At 39.4% G+C, this 18,006-nt stretch carries 20 protein-coding genes; 4 read left to right on the forward strand and 16 right to left on the reverse strand.

Annotation, left to right across the window (positions count from 1 at the left end):
• The first annotated feature begins 155 nt into the window (after positions 1-155).
• A complete protein-coding gene (locus RXV91_RS06500) occupies positions 156-647 on the forward strand; it encodes a hypothetical protein (RefSeq protein WP_316439201.1) in 492 nt (163 codons plus the stop codon).
• 378 nt (positions 648-1,025) lie between these two features.
• On the opposite strand, the gene RXV91_RS06505 is transcribed toward RXV91_RS06500, so the two are convergent.
• From RXV91_RS06505 to RXV91_RS06525, 5 genes are all read right to left on the reverse strand, one after another.
• A complete protein-coding gene (locus tag RXV91_RS06505; RefSeq protein ID WP_316439202.1) occupies positions 1,026-1,397 on the reverse strand; it encodes a nuclear transport factor 2 family protein in 372 nt (123 codons plus the stop codon).
• A 96-nt stretch (positions 1,398-1,493) separates the two neighbouring features.
• A complete protein-coding gene (locus RXV91_RS06510; protein ID WP_021730759.1) occupies positions 1,494-2,372 on the reverse strand; it encodes a LysR family transcriptional regulator in 879 nt (292 codons plus the stop codon).
• An 85-nt stretch (positions 2,373-2,457) separates the two neighbouring features.
• Positions 2,458-3,069 (reverse strand): NAD(P)H-binding protein, encoded by a 612-nt coding sequence (locus RXV91_RS06515; protein WP_316439203.1) that lies wholly within the window; start codon positions 3,067-3,069, stop codon positions 2,458-2,460.
• Between the two features lie 9 nt (positions 3,070-3,078).
• Positions 3,079-4,119, reverse strand: coding sequence for a zinc-dependent alcohol dehydrogenase family protein (locus RXV91_RS06520; RefSeq protein WP_316439204.1), 1,041 nt, complete (start codon positions 4,117-4,119; stop codon positions 3,079-3,081).
• Positions 4,120-4,138: 19 nt separating this feature from the next.
• Positions 4,139-4,990, reverse strand: coding sequence for an SDR family oxidoreductase (locus RXV91_RS06525; protein WP_316439205.1), 852 nt, complete (start codon positions 4,988-4,990; stop codon positions 4,139-4,141).
• A 465-nt stretch (positions 4,991-5,455) separates the two neighbouring features.
• On the opposite strand from RXV91_RS06525, the gene RXV91_RS06530 reads away from it, so the two are divergent.
• Positions 5,456-6,544 carry an Ldh family oxidoreductase gene (locus tag RXV91_RS06530; protein WP_316439206.1) on the forward strand — a complete coding sequence of 363 codons (1,089 nt, stop codon included), beginning with the start codon at positions 5,456-5,458 and terminating at the stop codon, positions 6,542-6,544.
• Positions 6,545-6,720: 176 nt separating this feature from the next.
• Here RXV91_RS06530 and RXV91_RS06535 read toward each other — a convergent pair whose 3' ends face one another.
• The 6 genes from RXV91_RS06535 to RXV91_RS06560 form a co-directional block, all read right to left on the reverse strand.
• Complete coding sequence (locus tag RXV91_RS06535) at positions 6,721-7,026, reverse strand: IS3 family transposase (protein ID WP_316439207.1); 306 nt, start codon at positions 7,024-7,026, stop codon at positions 6,721-6,723.
• 26 nt (positions 7,027-7,052) lie between these two features.
• Positions 7,053-7,436: an IS3 family transposase gene (locus tag RXV91_RS06540; RefSeq protein ID WP_316439208.1), complete on the reverse strand. Its 384-nt coding sequence runs from the start codon at positions 7,434-7,436 to the stop codon at positions 7,053-7,055.
• A gap of 51 nt (positions 7,437-7,487) precedes the next feature.
• Complete coding sequence (locus RXV91_RS06545; protein ID WP_316439209.1) at positions 7,488-7,970, reverse strand: helix-turn-helix domain-containing protein; 483 nt, start codon at positions 7,968-7,970, stop codon at positions 7,488-7,490.
• Positions 7,971-8,628: 658 nt separating this feature from the next.
• Positions 8,629-9,396, reverse strand: coding sequence for a hypothetical protein (locus tag RXV91_RS06550; RefSeq protein ID WP_316439210.1), 768 nt, complete (start codon positions 9,394-9,396; stop codon positions 8,629-8,631).
• A gap of 556 nt (positions 9,397-9,952) precedes the next feature.
• Complete coding sequence (locus RXV91_RS06555) at positions 9,953-10,723, reverse strand: ABC transporter permease (protein WP_316439211.1); 771 nt, start codon at positions 10,721-10,723, stop codon at positions 9,953-9,955.
• Between the two features lies 1 nt (position 10,724).
• Positions 10,725-11,639, reverse strand: a complete 915-nt coding sequence (locus RXV91_RS06560) for an ABC transporter ATP-binding protein (protein ID WP_316439313.1) — start codon at positions 11,637-11,639, stop codon at positions 10,725-10,727.
• A gap of 152 nt (positions 11,640-11,791) precedes the next feature.
• Between RXV91_RS06560 and RXV91_RS06565 the strand changes: the two genes are divergently transcribed.
• Positions 11,792-12,466, forward strand: coding sequence for a response regulator transcription factor (locus tag RXV91_RS06565; RefSeq protein ID WP_316439212.1), 675 nt, complete (start codon positions 11,792-11,794; stop codon positions 12,464-12,466).
• 13 nt (positions 12,467-12,479) lie between these two features.
• Positions 12,480-13,388: a HAMP domain-containing sensor histidine kinase gene (locus RXV91_RS06570; RefSeq protein WP_316439213.1), complete on the forward strand. Its 909-nt coding sequence runs from the start codon at positions 12,480-12,482 to the stop codon at positions 13,386-13,388.
• Positions 13,389-13,751: 363 nt separating this feature from the next.
• Here RXV91_RS06570 and RXV91_RS06575 read toward each other — a convergent pair whose 3' ends face one another.
• The 5 genes from RXV91_RS06575 to RXV91_RS06595 form a co-directional block, all read right to left on the reverse strand.
• Complete coding sequence (locus RXV91_RS06575) at positions 13,752-14,144, reverse strand: hypothetical protein (protein WP_316439214.1); 393 nt, start codon at positions 14,142-14,144, stop codon at positions 13,752-13,754.
• Between the two features lie 68 nt (positions 14,145-14,212).
• Positions 14,213-14,461 (reverse strand): hypothetical protein, encoded by a 249-nt coding sequence (locus RXV91_RS06580; RefSeq protein WP_251899046.1) that lies wholly within the window; start codon positions 14,459-14,461, stop codon positions 14,213-14,215.
• Positions 14,462-14,614: 153 nt separating this feature from the next.
• Positions 14,615-15,307: a 2,3-diphosphoglycerate-dependent phosphoglycerate mutase gene (locus RXV91_RS06585; RefSeq protein ID WP_003642405.1), complete on the reverse strand. Its 693-nt coding sequence runs from the start codon at positions 15,305-15,307 to the stop codon at positions 14,615-14,617.
• 75 nt (positions 15,308-15,382) lie between these two features.
• Entirely contained in the window at positions 15,383-16,456 is a 1,074-nt protein-coding gene (locus RXV91_RS06590) for an AI-2E family transporter (RefSeq protein ID WP_316439215.1), read from the reverse strand.
• Positions 16,457-16,611: 155 nt separating this feature from the next.
• Positions 16,612-17,766: an ROK family protein gene (locus RXV91_RS06595; protein ID WP_316439216.1), complete on the reverse strand. Its 1,155-nt coding sequence runs from the start codon at positions 17,764-17,766 to the stop codon at positions 16,612-16,614.
• Between the last annotated feature and the right edge of the window lie 240 nt (positions 17,767-18,006).

Consider the following 18,006-nt stretch of genomic DNA (forward strand, 5'->3'; position numbering starts at 1 on the left):
ACTAAATTTTAAGCTTTCACTATCGAATTAATTCTGAGATTGACAAATATCTATCACTAATTGACCATTTCATGGAATCTTAGGGATAGATATTTTTATACTCAAAATTTAAAATTAATTAGTTGTTTTTACCGATCAACATAAGGAGAAACGTTGTGAAAAAATTTTTAGCTAACTTTTGGCCATGGTTACCAATGCCCATTTTTTTGCTAGTCTTAGCAATTTTAAGTCTTGGGTTCAACCTGAACAACACGAATTTCAACCAGGCCAATCCTGCTACTAACCCAGCCGTCCGTGCCATACCAATTAATCAGCCGACAAGTCTAATCCTAAGGAACAACCATTTTAAAGTTCAAGTAACGCTAGAACACGGGACTAAGGTCCAAAAGTTAGCCGCTCAGTTACCGAGGACCATTCACTATAAAAACATGAGTGCGCGTGTTGCTAAGCATGCAATCATCAATAATGAAATCAATCATGGGACGATTGCCTATAATTCTGCTACACCCGAACTTATCTTTAACTGGTCATCAAAAAATAAAATCGCCCATTCTCAAATTATTGGTCACTTTAAATACGCCACCGACCTACATCAAGTAGAACGCTGGCCATATAGCGGAATCGTCACTGTTAAAGAAGTCAGATAGCATGCATTCAAAGATTATCTGCAACAGTTACAAATTATTCAACTAACAAGAAGTTAATCAAATCGACCTTAAGTACAGCACAAAAGCATATTTCAAATAGTTGGCACCCTGTCCGCATTTTAAACCCAGGTTGGCAATATAAAATCTCAGATTAGCCATCAAAATTCAAAAAATGAATATGATTCAAAATACGCCTTGGCTTAAAAACAAGCAATTCCAAGAAAGCGCATAGCTTTTGTCCCCATTAGTATTTGTCATTCCATACGACTATCCCAGAGTAATTAACTTTATAATTATGGAGTCCGGGCTCATTCTAAAATAAATGATCTGAAATATTCAGCACAATAAGCGTTATCGCTTTTGCGTTAAAAATTAACATTAGTAAGTACTAGCAACTTGGTCAGTAATCATCCACTTACCGACTTGCTTTTTATAATACATCTGCATTTGCAACGGCCAAGTATTAATACCGCCACCCCAAATCTTGGCTTGGACCCGGTTTTGACCGATTAGGCTTGCTTTGTCACCGTTGATTTGAATGGCTTTGATAGCTTCTTCTTTGGAAGCAAGGTACTGCATCTCTTCATTCTGAATTTGATCGATCCATTCAAATTTAGGCTGCACGTAGCCAGTCATATGGGTCAGATGCATATCATCGGTCAAAATTTCATTTAGTTTATTGAGATCCTTATTGACCATTGCTTCATTTTCATCACGATATAATTGTACGATTGCTTCTCCATCTGTCATAACTTCCACGTCTCCTTGTTTTGATTACAAAGAAAATGATAACGAAAGTTCCAGATTAAAGCTATTTCACTTTTGCCGACCTTCGATAAGCTCAACTTATGCAAAATTCTGTTTCAACAACTCAGCAAACGTCTCAATATAATAGCCTGAATTATCAGCTTGCCAGTAAGCATAGTAGTTTTGAATCAAATTACGATGCCCCTTGAATAACGGAATCATTTTGACGACATCTTGATCTAACTGGGTTCGCATCCGCTGATTGATGATCAAATACCCTTGATTAGAGGCAACCAACATCTGAGCCTCGTCATAATTTTGGGCACGGACAAACTCACTTTTAACGCCCAAAACATCCCGATAATAAGATTCTTCCGCGGCTTGTTGGCTACCATCAATAATCAATATACAGGGCAGGTCAACTAACGCCGCAATATCGATTTTTTCAGTATCCACTGGTAGCGCATGATTGACAGCAACCATAAATTCACTCGCCGTTAAAAATTCATTTTGGTACTCATTCGACAATGCTCGTCGTTGATCAGATAAGTTTAAATCAATTTGGCCCGTCCTTAATAACTCATAGAGGTCTTCATGGGTCCCGCTGCTAATTTTGATTTTAACTTTGGGAAACTCCCGCGTAAACTCAGACACCGTTTGCAAGAATTCAGTGGTTCCAAAACTTCTTAGATAGCCTACCCGTAGTTCAGCTTCATCATTTTTTTCAATCTTAATTGTATTTTCAACGAGTTGCTCAACATCAGCTAAAATATCCTGACTGTGGGTATAAAAGTACTGACCCGCTTCCGTCACTTCAAAGCTTCGCCCCTGACGCTTGATTAGTTTTAACCCCAGACGGCTTTCTAACTCCTTCATTTGTTGCGAAATCGCGGATTGTGAAATGTGACAATCCACCGCAGCCTGGGTAAAACTATGGTTTTTGACGATTGCGATAAAATACTGCATTTGTTGAAACATTGCCTTCACCTCCACTTCTACATTGCTTTTAACTTATTATGCCACAGAAAAAGGTCACTAGCATGTGCCAATGACCTTAGTGCGACTATTTTGAGTTCCCGGATTTTGAGTTTAGACCAACGCTATCGTGTGAATAATAATTGTCATCCGCAATAGCATCCTTCACAAAGTCGGCAATTGAACTGATTGAAACATCGTGACCACCAAAGGGCTCGCCCTTCTTCGTAATCTCATAATCAACGGATCCCCCAGTGAACCAGCCTGGGCGAATCACGGTGTAGTTCAAATTAGAACCTTCAATAATATCGGCAGCTTCACGGTAAGACCGTAACATTGAATTATGACTTAAATTGCCACTGGCACCAATCGAAGCAGGAATTTCATCGTAGATACCCATGGAAGTGATAAACAATAGCCGCGTAACGTGGTTTCGAGCCATCGCGGCAACAATTTTTTGAGCAAACCGCCCCAAAGCGCCACTTAAGGCAACAAAAACAACGTCTTGGCCGGCAATCGCCTTATCTAAATCACTATTCTTAGTCACATCGCCGGCGATAACCGTTTCGCGCTCACTGGTCTTTAATCGACTAGCACTTCTAGCAAACAGCGTTAACTGATCATCGGTTTCGTTCAAAAGAGTTTGGCGAACAGCACCGCCAATAGTTCCCGTGGCCCCAATAATTAAAACTTTTTTCATGATTTTCTCCTATTTATCACTGACAACCACCAACGACTTAATTGCAGTCCGTTGATCCATGGCTTCATAAGCTGCTTGAATATCTTCAAGCGCAAACTGTTTCGTAAAGACTTTCCCTGGCTGGATTTTGCCAGTCAAAACGGCATCTAGCAACACCTGCTTGTCATCAGTCGTTACCGAAGCGATCCCGCCCCGTAATCCAATATTCTTCCAAAAAAGATTATTAGTATTCATTTCAGCCTTTTGTGGCACGCCGACGCGGCCAACAACCGCACCGGGACGGCCAACCTTGATTGCCGTATCAACTGACTGTTCAGTCCCAACACATTCAAGGACGGCATCGGCACCCGTTTTGGTTAGGGCCATCACTTTGGCAACCGCTTCATCGCCCCGTTCAGCGATAATATCTGTGGCACCAAATTCTGTCGCGAGTTTTTGCCGATCTTCATGACGACTCATTGCAATGATACGATTAGCACCGAGTAGTTTTGCAGAGAGAACCCCGCTCAAACCAACGGCCCCATCGCCCATTACAACGACAGTATCACCCTGTTTGACTTCCGCACTAGTTGCAGCATGAAATCCCGTTGCCATCACATCGGCTAAGGCTAGGAAGTTATTCAACATTTCATCGGAATAATCTTCTGGTTGTCCAGGAATCTTAACCAGCGCCCAATTAGCATTGGTAAAGCGCAAGTATTCACCTTGATAACCACCATTACCACCGGCTTCTTGATTCAAACAATCCCCATCAAAGCCCGCTAAACAAGCAGCACAGTGTCCACAACCGTGGGTAAACGGTGCAATCACAAAATCACCCGCCTGCACATCTTTAACGGCTGAGCCAACAGATTCGACGATCCCGATGGCCTCATGACCAACTGTTGAACCCGCTTGCCGTTGGGAAATCCCACGGAACCACCACAAGTCTGACCCACATACACAGGCCCGAAGCACTCTAATAATCGCATCGGTTGGTTTTTGAATGGTTGGTTTTTCGTATTCTTTAACTTCGACTTTTCCTGGTTCAATAAACGTTGCTGCTTTCATAATAAAATCTCCTTAAAAATTATTTTTGGGCGCCACTGTTACGAACTTCTGCAACGTTGCCGTACCAATACTGTGCGGTAATTCCACCATCAGCTAGGAAATCACTCCCAGTAATGAAGGAACCGCGGCGATCCATTAAGAGTTCCGCCAAATTGGCAATTTCATCGGGCGTCCCTGGACGTTTCGTGACCATTGACTCAAACATCTGTTTGTACCCCGCACCACGGGGACCGTTCAATTCGTCAACCGCTAATGGTGTCATGATGATGCCGGGGCTGATCGTATTGATCCGTGCACCACGGGCTTGCCATTTAACTGATTCGGCAGCGACTCGCAAAACGTTGGTCCGTTTAGCATATTGATAAGCAGCTAACGAATCCTTGATCACGTCTGGTTGTAAGATTGGCAAAGCTAATAGTTCTTCCGTCGGTGTCATGGCTAAGGCTTGATTATCTGCTTGTGATAAGGCCGGTAACCGGTGTCCCGATTGTGATGAGATTACAATACCCGCACCACCGGGAGCCATCACTTGCCCAAATTCTTCTAGTAAAACGGACGTGCCATAAAGATCCACTTTGAGGACCTGTTCTGGACTAGCCTGTGACGGTGAAACCCCAGCTGCGTTAACCAATCCCATAATACTACCTAAGGACTGCGCTTTAGCAACGACCGCCTTAATGGAAGCTCGCGATGAAAGGTCCGCTTTAATCGTTGCAACGGTAAACCCAGCTTCCATCAAACGTTGTTTCATTTCAACTAATTTAGCTTCATTATAGTCTGCCAATAACAAATTTCTACCGGCAGCGATTCGTCTAACAATGGCCTCACCGATTGAACCAGCACCAAAAAGTACGATTACTTCGTTATTCATTTATTTACCTCTTCATTTGTTCTGATTTAGATTACAAGTGATATTTTACAAGCAACCGACTGTTAGACCAATTTCTAATTAAGCACTCATTGATAAGTTTTACTTATCAACAAAAAGTGCCAATTAAAAATTCATCCGTTTGGAACCGGGATGCTAGTGTTTATCAACAAGCTGATTAATTACCTTTCAGTTAAATTTCGTTATAGTTGTTATAACAAGACTTAGTCGTGATTAATATCGAAACTACTATCCGTAAAATGTCGCATCGCATTGACTTCAAACTGGTCTGGCGCTAGGACAATTCTTTTTGAATACCTAGCTTGACTTCTTGAGTGATAACGTATTTAATTAGTATGTGATTAATTAATAATTAAAATTTAATTGACATTTTGTTTTTTTGATTATTACCATACTATAATAATTGAATTGTCACTTAGATCTATTTCAAATAACGTGGTGAATATAATGGTAAAACGATATGATGATAAAAAAATTGAACAACTGATTTACAATATTTACAAAGGTTACGGCTTTACCGAAGCAGAAAGCCAAGAAGTCGCCCACATGTTGATCTACACCGACTTGATTGGTATTGAATCCCATGGCGTCCAGCGAATGATCATGTATGATGACTTTATTCGTAACGGCAAGATTCGCGTACATAATCAGCCAGAAGTCGTTAAAGAAACCGATGTTAGTGCGGTCGTTGACGCGCACTTTGGCTTGGGCCAATTGAACGGTATCTATAGCATGCGCCTAGCCATCGAAAAAGCAAAACAACACGGTATCGGTATCGTTACGACTCGTAACTCCGGTCACTATGGTATTGCGGGTTACTATGCCAACATGGCTGCCGAAGAAGGTTTGATTGGCCTGTCGTCGTGCAATTCACGTTCAGCGATGTTACCCACTCATGCTACCAAAGCATTGGTCGGCACCAACCCAATTGCCTTTGCCATGCCAGCCAACCCAAACACATTTATCTTCGACGCGGCCACAACGACGGTGCCACAAGGTAAAATTGAGGTTTATCGTAAATTAGGTAAAGATATGCCCGCATTATGGGTCGCTAAGGATGGCGAAACGCCCGTTAATAGCCATAGCGATACGCAAGACTTAGATGCCCTGCGTGATTTAGATTCCAATGTTGGTTTAGCTCCATTAGGTGGCGTTACCGAAGACACCGGTAGCCACAAAGGGTTCGGTCTCGGCGTCATCGTCGAGGTTTTCACAGCAATTCTTTCAATGGGCAATACCTCCAACGAAATTACTCCGGACGACCTTTCCGTGGGTCCTTGTCAGAGCTTTGTCGCCATTGACCCTTCAATCTTTGGCGATAAGGATGCCATTATTGCTAAGTTTTCAGCTTACTTACAAGCCATTCGCGACCTACCATCCGTTCCCGGCAAACCCGTCATCGTTGCCGGCGATAAGGAAGCCGCCGCATACCAAGACCGGTCGGCTAACGGCATCGAGATTGATGACAAGACGCTCGCAGAAGTTACCGGAATTGCCAAGCGTTTAGGGATCGACTACGCGCAATATGTTGATTAACTAGTTCGATTATTCATCTAATTTAAAAACCAGCAAATACTAATGTTCTGAATAATCAGGGACATTGGTATTTGCTGGTTTTTTGACTGGCTTATCTCACCCAAGACGTTCTACCATTAACAAGCAGTGTGTTTCAAAATCAATATAACGTGAACCCCATAAATTGGAGTGAATTTCTAAGCTGCTAATTGGCTAGTATATTCCCGGTATTTTACTGGGGACATACCAGCCAATTTTGTTTTAATACGACGCTGATTGTAATAATCTACGTAGTTTGTAATGGCGGACTCTAGCTCTTCATAGTTCTTGTATTGATAATTGTGAACCGTGCCAACTTTAAGAATGTGAAAGATACTTTCAGCTACCGCATTATCTAGGCATGTGGCCTTGCGGCTCATGCTTTGGAAAACGCGAGCTTGCCGCAAAACATTCACGTACCGACAGTTCTGATACTGAAACCCTTGACCCGAATGAATTGTCATACGGTATGGTAAGCCCGAGCGTCCCACTAATCGTTCAAGGGGCGTGTGACGAAGGCTACCGTTGTTCTACGACCAATGGCCCATTCAAGAATTTCTCCGTTATAAAAGTCAATATAAGCTGTAAAGTATGCACGTTCATTGATTGTTTGATTCCCCCAACGGGCCTCCGTTACATCAGTAACGATTTTTTGAAATGGGTGATCCGTTTTAAAACGACGGTTTAAACAGTTATGGGCAACTGTACCAACAGTTCCTTTATAAGAGTTATATTTCTTCGTTCGACGATTGAATGCCTGACAAAGGAGATTATTTTCACGCATAATACGAAGTACTGCCTTGTGATTAACGTTGATTCCCTTATTTTTAAGCGCTAAAGTCACGATTCGGTAACCGTAATCGGGATTTGCCAAACGAACGCTTTTAAAACCACAACTAATTTAACATTGAATTCACGCCTTAGCTCAGTGATTAGCTGGCTTTTTCTTGGTTTGAGATTTTTTCTGTGCCAAGGCTTCGAGTTTTTCCAAGTATGCTACCCGGATTCGTAAAAGCTCGTTTTCTTCCTGAAGTTGTTTCAATGTCTTAGATTGTTTAGATTTATCTGTCATTTTTAAAGAGCGTCCTTTGGCTGGCTTAAGACGGCCCTCAATCAGTCTTCGTTCCCAGTCCCAAACTATCATCGGTTGTTTCAATCTGAAATCCATTACTGGATATGAGACATGATGTTCTTGTCGCCATTTGATAACCTTGATTTTAAAGGAATAGTCATAAAATGTCTTCCTACGACAATGCTCTAATCCTTGGACGCCAAAAATTTCAAATCGAGTGAGCCACTGATAAATCGTCGCACTTCCTTTGATACCACACTTTTTCATAAGTAACAGGGACGAACTTCCCTGGAGATATTTACTTAAAACTCGTTGCTTTATTTTAGCTGAAAACATAGTAAAACCCCTGAGTCTGGATTTGCTCCAACTCAAGGGGATCGCTTTATATAACAGAAATTATGATACAAATCATCCAGAAATGCTGATAAATAGTAAGCATAGAAGAACATTAAAAAATGGCGACTTAACTTCAATAAAAAAATTTATTTTGATGTTTGAAATCTTTAACAACTAACAGTCACTGTAAGGGTTCGTTCGTTAACTATCTCTTTAAATATTAATGATTGGACTAATATTCCCATCAGCATTAATATGTGGTCAAATATTCTGGAGGCAATAAAAATGAAATTTAAATTCAAAACAAATTTTTATCGTAGCTTTAGATTCTGGATTTCTTTGCTTCTCTTTATTCCTGTCCTGATGCATTACAGTCATGGATTTAAATCCACTATTGATATATTTTGGGCCATCTTTATTCTTGGCATCTGCCTTTACGGCATGCTATCAGAACTATTTTTACAGAAAAAGAATGGCTGACATTAAGTATAATCAGATGGTCGAGTTTAAAAAATCAAAAGATGAAGATCTCTGGCTGGCACTGAAGTGAACCCCCTGAGTCTGGATTTACCCCAACTCAGGGGGTTCACTTCACAGTCCACTATCGATATAAACCTCTTATCATCCAACTTAGTTCGATTAGGGTCTGTTGACATTACTAATTGTCCATGCTTACATAATTCACCGAGTACCGCTGTCTCTTATAACTTAAAAGTGTTTTTACAAAATGTAGTTGGAATCTATCTGAACTACATCTGGTGGATTTCTTAAATCCAAGTTCTTTACAAATTTGCATAGTTTCCTCCACTGACACACACATATTTTTATGTTGACTACTATTAGTACGAGTTACAAAGTAGTTAATCCTGTAAATTCCAACTTTTTCGGCAAAATTAACAACTCTTCTTAATAGCTGATATTGAAAACTCCTAAGCTCTGTCGGTGTTGTATCCATTCGATTGTTGATAACATCAAAGCTTATCAACCACAATTCTGGCAAACCATTTGTATCTATCCTAAAATTACCGTCTAAATACATACGACGATTTTGTGCATACCTTGTTGTAACATTCATTGCGCCATTTCGAGAATATACTTGATATTGCAAATCCACTCCAGCACTAGACATCTCATCACTTAATACTTTCAAGCGGCTTGGGCTAAATCCACGCAAATCATCATCCAAATATATCTTCATATTCGGACTCCATGTAATTAATTCATCATGCGAAACGTCCAATAGTAATCCCAACTTATGCGAAATAGTCTCCTTCATGCTGTAATGGGCATCCGCTGCAATCTTATAAACTACAGCACGTGATAATCCAAACGCAGTAGCGTACTTAACAAAATCTTCCAATGGTATCTGTTTTTTATCTAAAATTTCTTGTAGATGATTTGTAATGATATATTTGTCAGTTGTCATACTTTACCGCCTTCTTAAGGCTACCATATCAAGCTTTAACAGGTATTTCAATACTCTGTCAACAATCTAAAACGAGAGACTATTTTGCAATCACCATTCCTACAAAATAAGCATTTTCAAACTAACTAGAGGTATAGACCAAATGTTTTTTTACTATAAAGTATACACTTGCTAAATATTTCAATAAAAAAGAGATAGTTTAAGACTACCTCCTTAAAAATCAATCTATTTAGTTAGCTACCGTATGATTTTCATTCACCATATACTAAATTTCAATTGTCTCAGTCAGAAGATCAGCTTTAACACTGTATCCTATTATATTATCATCTTCCATCACAACGAAGTACTAACACCTTCATCTATGATATGTTAGAGACCGGTGTACCTTCCCTTAAAGCCATTCTTCCGAAACAGACTAATCAATCCGAATCATTGCACGTTGCACAACTTCGCTTGCTGTCGTAAGAATACTCCTTTGAAAGCAATCATAAAAACTAAACCTTAGTTTTCATGATTCTAAGTAGCATACATTGTCATTCACTATTAATTAACGTTTTTACAATTCCTTTCGCCTAACGATCAGTGCAGACCCAACTATCGCAACTATTAAAACAACCAAACTAGTGACGATGTACGGTCCTACTTGGTCTATCTTGAGACTCCCGAGCGCAATACGTTGGGCAACACCCATAAAATCAAAATATTTTAGCCATTTCCAGGTAGTCATCATTGCAACTAAGCCAATCAGTATCGGCCATAATACAATAAATACCGCTGAAACTACAATCGAATTTGATAAAACCAAGAGGATTACACTAACACTAAAAATAACACTAATAAAAAAGCCAATCACTAACGTCATTTCACCAAGATTACGAATAATTTCCCCAATTTCACCACCCCATAAACGATTCATAACTTTCCCCGTAATTAAGGCAGCTAAATAATAGCAAAGCGTCATAACAAACACGTCTAACAAGATCATGACGTATTTCGACAAAATAAATTGTAACCTCGAAATTCCTGAAACCAATGTATTTTTATACGTCTTTTGTGAAAATTCATGTCCAATCACAATAATGAAGATTGCAATGTAAAGGTACAACAATACTGTCGCTGATAACGTTGCACTTCTTAAACCGGTCAAGACAGACCAATCACTTTTACTAAGCTCATTCATGCTGATACTGTCCGCATTGATCATAATTCCACCAACACTTTGTCCTGATGTAATCAATACGCTGAAAATTACAGTGACTAGCAATACAATGTAGGTTCCAAGTGTATGCAATTCCCGATAACCATCTGCTCTAATTTGATTTAGCATGTCATTGCCCCTCCCTAGCAAGCAAGTCTGTGTAATACTGTTCCAGTGATCCTTCTTGTTGGGTAAATCCCTTCACTGCAACCCCATTTTCCACTAAAATTCGGTTAACACTTGTGGCACTGACATTATTGTCTTTAATTAGAATTCGTTGGTCATCCAAGACGTCGAAGTTACCATAGCCGGCCTGATCTAGGATTTGACTCGCCAATTGAACTTTATCCACCGTAAACATGAGTCCAGCTTGATTAGCCTCATCGAGTTCTTCCTTTGTCACTTGCTTAATCAGCTGACCATGATGAATAATACCAAATCGATTAGAAACTTGATAAAGTTCAGATAAAATATGACTTGAAATTAAAATGGTGGTATCGCGTTCTTCACTGAGCCGTTTAATTAATTGTCGAAACTCAATGATTCCGGTTGGATCAAGCCCATTAATTGGTTCATCCAAGACTAAGAAATCTGGTCGCGGTAATATCGCCAACGCTAAACCTAACCTTTGTCTTTGCCCTAAGGATAGATGTTTAGCTCTAGTCCGCTGTTTTTTTACAAGATGCACAAATTCTAGCGTTTCATCAATAATTTGCGCATCTTGTAAACCATGTTGAATGGTACAAACCTTTAAATTTTGGCGGACTGTTAAATTCGGAAAGGCTACTGGTGTCTCGATAATTGCTCCAGTGCGTCGTAACGCATAATGATAATGCTGCGCAGACTCTCCTAACAATGTGATCTGCCCTTGAGTCAAGGGGGATAATCCTGTAATTAATTTCATCAACGTTGTCTTACCAGCACCGTTTTCACCAATCAACCCATAGACGTCCCCACGTTTCACAGTTAGGTTTACGTTCTCAAGTGCTTGATAATTACCAAAACGTTTACTAACTGCTCTAATATCTAAAATCACATCATTCATCATGATTTGATCCTCCTTCTTAATTACCACCTTTAGCTTAGTCAAATTTTCTAAATTACAGCTATAAATAAACCTTAATAAAACCTAAATTGTCGTAAATCGAAACCTCACCTATAATTTAGTTATCAGGTTTCAATAAAGGAGTACAGACAATGGCTAAAATTCTGGTAATTGAAGATCATACAGATATCCAAGCACTACTTCATGACATTTTGAGTCCAAAACATCAAGTATTTGCAGCTTTAGATGGTATCAGTGCTCTGCAATCCTTTGCTGACCATCAACCGGACCTAATCATCCTAGATCTAATGCTTCCAAACATTACGGGAGAAAGTGTCTTAAAAACGATTCGTAAAACTTCAAACGTTCCCATCCTTGTGTTAACCGCTATCCAAGATAAGACAAAAACCGTGGCCTTACTGCAAGCTGGAGCTAACGATTATTTAACCAAGCCATTCGACATTGATGAGTTATTGGCTCGTGTACAAGTACAATTAAGAACACCTAATTCGATTAATAATCTCAACAACAAAATTTTGTCGTTCAATGAAATTCATTTAAACGTAACTACTCATGAAATCTCCATTAACAATCACCCATTAATTTTGCCTAAAAAGGAATTTAACATTTTAAAGATATTACTTCAGCATCCACATCAAGTTTTTGAAAAAGCACAAATTTATGAGATGGTTTGGGGAGAACCATATATTGATGCGGAAAACACCCTTAACGTTCATCTCAGCAATTTACGCATTAAAATAAACGAACTCGCTACCAAACCACAATACATGATTTCAGTTTGGGGAATTGGTATTCGGTTAATTTAATTAGGAGTCTATCATGATTAACTTTATTATCACCAGCTTAATCGTTATTATTGCAATTCTTTCAACGGTTCTAATCTTATTATTAATAGATTTACGCCGAATAAGTGCTGATTTACAGTATATCAATCAACACGAAACTAATGCTAGCGTAACTAGTAATACAAGATTTTCAGCCATCCAACAACTAACCACTGCGTTGAATGCCGTCTTGAATAAAACTCGTTTGCTTCAAAAAAACCAGTATCAAAAAGAGCATCAGATCCAGCAAATGTTGTTGAACCTGACGCACGATATTAAGACACCGCTTACGGTTGCGATTGGTTACGTTCAACTTATTCAACATCAATCGTCGATTGCAACTCCACAAACTCTAACGCGAATTGCACATAACTTGTCATCGGTTAATTATTATCTCCATTATTTAATGGACTTTAACTTACTTCAGGAAAAATCAGCCAACGTCGTCTTCAAACCAATTAACCTCTCGCATTTTTTAGAGATTGAACTCTTTAACTTTTTTGACGATTTAAACGAGAAGCATTTAACGTTAACACCAATGATTACACCAAATATTTCCATTAACACCGATGAAGTTTTAATGCGCCGAATCATTCAAAACCTAGTAGGTAATTGGTTGAAGTATGCTACTGATTCCGTTTCAATCACCTTAAAACCTAAAGATAATGATCACATTTTATTAGAACTCAAAAACGTAACTCAGCAACCTCAAATTGATGTTAGCCAATTAACGAACCGCTTCTATACAACTGATACTGCCCGAACCACTCAAAGCGTCGGTTTAGGATTAAGTATCGTACAATCCCTAGTTACTACACTTAATGGTAAAATGATCCTTCAGTCAGAAAACGACATCTTTACAGTTAACTTGATTTTTAGAACTATATCACCGATAACCAAGTAAATCTTCAGATACTTTTTTAGGTTCGTTTCAGTTATACCACTCACTTGGAACATATCTGAAAACTCGGGGCCATTATCAAACCACGTTCGTAGGTGATTTAAGAATAGGTCTTCATGGCCTTTATACGTCGATTTTAAATTTGGAGATTTTTAAGAATCAGATTATAATTACTGCACCTTACTCGATGGATAATTTTTTATACTTTATGCTGCTTAATACGATAAGTTCCTTTATGCTGATTTTTAGATAATTCTTCTGAATTATTAAAAAATTGTTCTATTCTTCTACTGGTAATAAAACTCGCGTAAGTACCAAAAATCATATACACAGGGATCATTATATTCCATGAAAACATTTGCCCCACTACAATTTCTTTAAATCGATTCCATTCACTAATAATCCCGCTATTAATGTTAATCCAAGTGAACGTGTTAGCGTATCACAGATTTTATCAACTATTGAAAAAAAACGTTGATAAGACTCACTTGCACGCAACAAAAACCACCGATACAACGCAAGTATCGTTCCATTAACCATAATAGCCAAAAAGAATACCAAACTGCAAAGTGCCCAGCTATTAATGTCATACATCGGTAAATGATAAACATCGATTTTTTTAAAAATTAAACTAAATAGCCAAACTGTCATCTCCAGGAAACCGTATAAGAACAAATCACATCCAATAAGCAACATACAGTTATATAGAATAATTCCATATGTTCTTAATTTTTCCTCGATATAATCAAGTAGTTTCATAATTTTACTCCTTTTAATAAAAAAGCATTCTGACATATTTGTATATGCGTCAGAATGCTCTCTAATAATTATTTACTTACGACGTGGTCTTCGTCCAACATGTACTGGAACGCTACTTCACCCGTCAACAAGTTGGCCTTAAACAGCCCTTGATTCCCGTTGTTCTCATCACCCATCACCACAAAGTACGCGGCACCTTCATCAGCCACATGTTGAAAACTCAGGTAGTTCCCCTTGAAACCTTGCTTGCGGAACAAGCTAATAATTCGAATCATTTCACGTTGTGTCACTTCATCTGCTGCTACTTTTTCACTCATATTTAGCCTTAACTCCAATTCTCTACTTTAATCTCATTCCGCCGTTTTGGTAGCCGCTTTACTTCCAGCAATCACATCACGATCACTCAGCGCCCAAAAAAGCACTCCCCTGAGACAGCGGAGTGCTCTAAAAATCAGTAAATAACTAATTAATTATTTGCCTAACTTTTCCTTACCAAGAACCTTTAACTTTTCATCAAAGTCATAGACAACTGGTTCACCAGTAGCCATTTCAAGGTCCATGATATCATCATCACTGATTTGTTCGATGTACTTGCTTAAGGCACGTAATGAGTTACCGTGGGCAGCAATGATTACATTCTTGCCATCTAATAACTTAGGTGCGATTTGGTCTTCCCAGAAAGGCATAACGCGTTCCAAGGTAACCTTCAAGTTTTCGCCACCAGGGACGATGTTAGGGTCTAAGTCAGCGTAACGACGATCGTTAACAGCTGAGCCTTCATCATCAGCGCTCAATAATGGAGGTAAAACATCATAAGAACGACGCCAGATATGAACTTGGTCGTCACCGTATTTTTCAGCGGTTTCCTTCTTGTTCAAACCTTGTAATGCACCATAATGACGTTCGTTTAAACGCCAAGTCTTGGTTTCTGGAATCCAAAGTTGGTCGGATTCTTCAAGCACATAGTGCAAAGTCTTGATGGCACGAGTCAAAACTGAAGTAAAGGCGTAATCGAATTCTAAGCCTGCTTCTTTAACTTTTTGACCAGCAGCCTTAGCTTCTTCAACACCCTTTTCGCTTAAATCAACGTCAACCCAACCAGTAAATTGGTTAGATAAGTTCCATTCACTTTGACCGTGACGAATCAATACTAATTTTGCCATAGCAGTTAATGACCTCTTTCTTAAGTTATTTACTCACCCTATTTTACACTGAAAAAGCGAAAAATCAAAACAATATCAGCGCTTATTTTCAGAATCCGGGTGGCAAGTAATCGTTTTTTTCAGATTAATGTTAGGTCGTGGCCGGTGAACCGGTTTCACACCAATAATGTCCAAAATAAAGTTAAAAATCGGCACACCGACGATCAAGCCCCAGACACCGAACAGACGCTCACTCACTAATAATACGACAAACGTATAAAAAATGGGCAGTTCCGTGCGACTCGACATAAACTTTGGATTCAAGACGTAGGCCTCTAGGGCGTGCACAACCAAAATCATTAAGAGCATATAGACCACATAGCGCAAGCCACCGACCGAATAAGCAATCAGACTTAGCGGTACGACTGAAATAATCACCCCAGCAACCGGAATCAGACTTAAAATAAAAATCATTAATCCCAAGCTAATCAGTTGAGGCATCTTCAAGATTGCCATGAAGGCCACCGTGATCACCGTATTGACAATCGCAATCAAGAACTGTGCTTCCAAAACCACGCCAAAGCTATTCACAAACTTTTTGGCAAAGAACTGGACGTCTTGAAAGAACCAGCCAAAGGTACTCGTCAAAAAGCGCTTTGTAAAGACGCGCATTTGATGATCCTCAATGGTAAAGAAGAAACTTAATATAAATGATAGGAAGAACGTTAACCCCATATTGCCGATATTCGTAATGTATTGAAAGACAACCGAAATGCCACCCTTTAATTGTTTGAGCAAGTCCGATTCTTGGAAATACGACGTGACCCACGTCAACAACTGGTTGGTATCGTGCGACGGATTCTGATAAAATCGATAGACTGATTCAAACGTCAAAAAAGTTTGTTTAATCAGTTGTGGCAAGTAAATCGACACGGCAAAGTAAATCCCTAAAATAACTAACGCATAGACGGCAATAACAATGATTGTTGGTGGAATTTTCACCCACCGGCGCACACTACGCACCAATCGTGTCACCAAGAACGTAAAAATAAACGTTAATAAAATGATGCTCATCATACTTGACGCCAAGTACAGCGTCAAGATGATTAATGCCAACACACAGGCGCGCCGCCAGCGTACATTGTGTATTAACTGTGACCAAAACTCCACAAAATCCACCCCTCTACTATCCCTTTCCTCTATTCTAACGGAAAGCCGGAGTAATAAAAATTAAAAGGCCGTCGTAATCCAACAAAAAGCACGCGAAATTTATCACCAATCACCTGATAAACTTCGCGTGTTCGTTTATATTGACACTCAATCGATTATGAGAATTGCATCTTCAAGCTTTCTAACCCGAGCGCTTGATGAATAATGACCGAGGCACCACCTAGCAAGGCCGCTGATTGCACGTTCTTAGTTGCAATAATCGGTACTTGCCGACTTGGTGATGTTAACTTGCCCGTATTCTCCCGAATATTGGTTAGTAATTGTGGCAAGATTTCTAAGACGGTCGTATTCAAAACAACCACATCCGGTGCAAATGCTGTTGAGACATTCGCAATCACTTTAGATAGATAGTAAACAAAATCATCAAAAACCTTTGTGACTTCTGGGTCATGATTAATGTAATCATGCTTAACTGTTGTTAAATCTAGTCGTTCAACTTGCTTAATGGCTTTCAACCGGGCCCATAGTGCTGTTTCAGAAGCGTAATCGTTCACTGAGGCCAAGTGATCTTCAATGTGCCGGTCTTCTAACAAAGCAGTCCCCACCTCACCTGCTTCACCTTCATGACCGGAATAAAGCCGTGAATCGGCTACGATACCAGCATGAATCTGATCTCGAACAACTACTGAAACCACATTGTCGAAGATTTCATTATCATGGAAGTCACGCTCAAAAACGGCCGTTAAGTTAGCTTTCTTTTCAAGTACGACTGGAATTCGCAGTTTATCACGTAAATACTTCGCTAAATCAAAATGGGTTAGCCCCTTAATTGGCGTCTTGAGAATCTTATTCTCATAAATAATCCCATCCAGCGCAATGGCAACTCCCATCAATCCATGAATCGTGCCATAATCATCAACATTACGTAATTGGTCTTCAATCAAATCAATGACATCCGTCAATGTCATATCGCTCGTCTTAAAGCTTTGAAAGTGTAAAATTTTACCATTTAACCGTGAATACATCAGCTTAACCGCATCGGCTGACATGTCGATACTAGCTACAAAGCCATAATTCACGTTTAACTCTGCCATGACTGGCTTGCGGCCACCATTTTTCGTGCTGACACCACAGCCAATTTCCTTGATGAATTGTGTCCGCAATAACTGGTTATAAATATCAGAAACGGTTACTTTGTTCAAACTCAAATTCCGTGAAATTTGACTCCGACTAATTGGTCCTTCATTAATAACCTGCTGCAGAACTTGCTTTTCATTCGTACTGCGCATTACATGTTTATTAATAATCATACTGAATTTCGATGCTCAGCGTTGACGACCAAACTACTTTACCAAAATTACGTCAACTTGGTCTGCCATTAATTCACTCATCAACGGGCACCTTAACCCCCTAATCTGTTAATATTCTATAGCATCAAATAAAAGTAGTACACAAAATAGTCATTTTTATACCCATCTTGACATATCAACGTTAAAAAAAGGTCAACACTAATATAAAATGACCGCCCCCGTGGAACCAAAATGTTAGGA

This window comes from Lactiplantibacillus sp. DA1 (assembly GCF_032681335.1).
Taxonomy (GTDB): domain Bacteria; phylum Bacillota; class Bacilli; order Lactobacillales; family Lactobacillaceae; genus Lactiplantibacillus.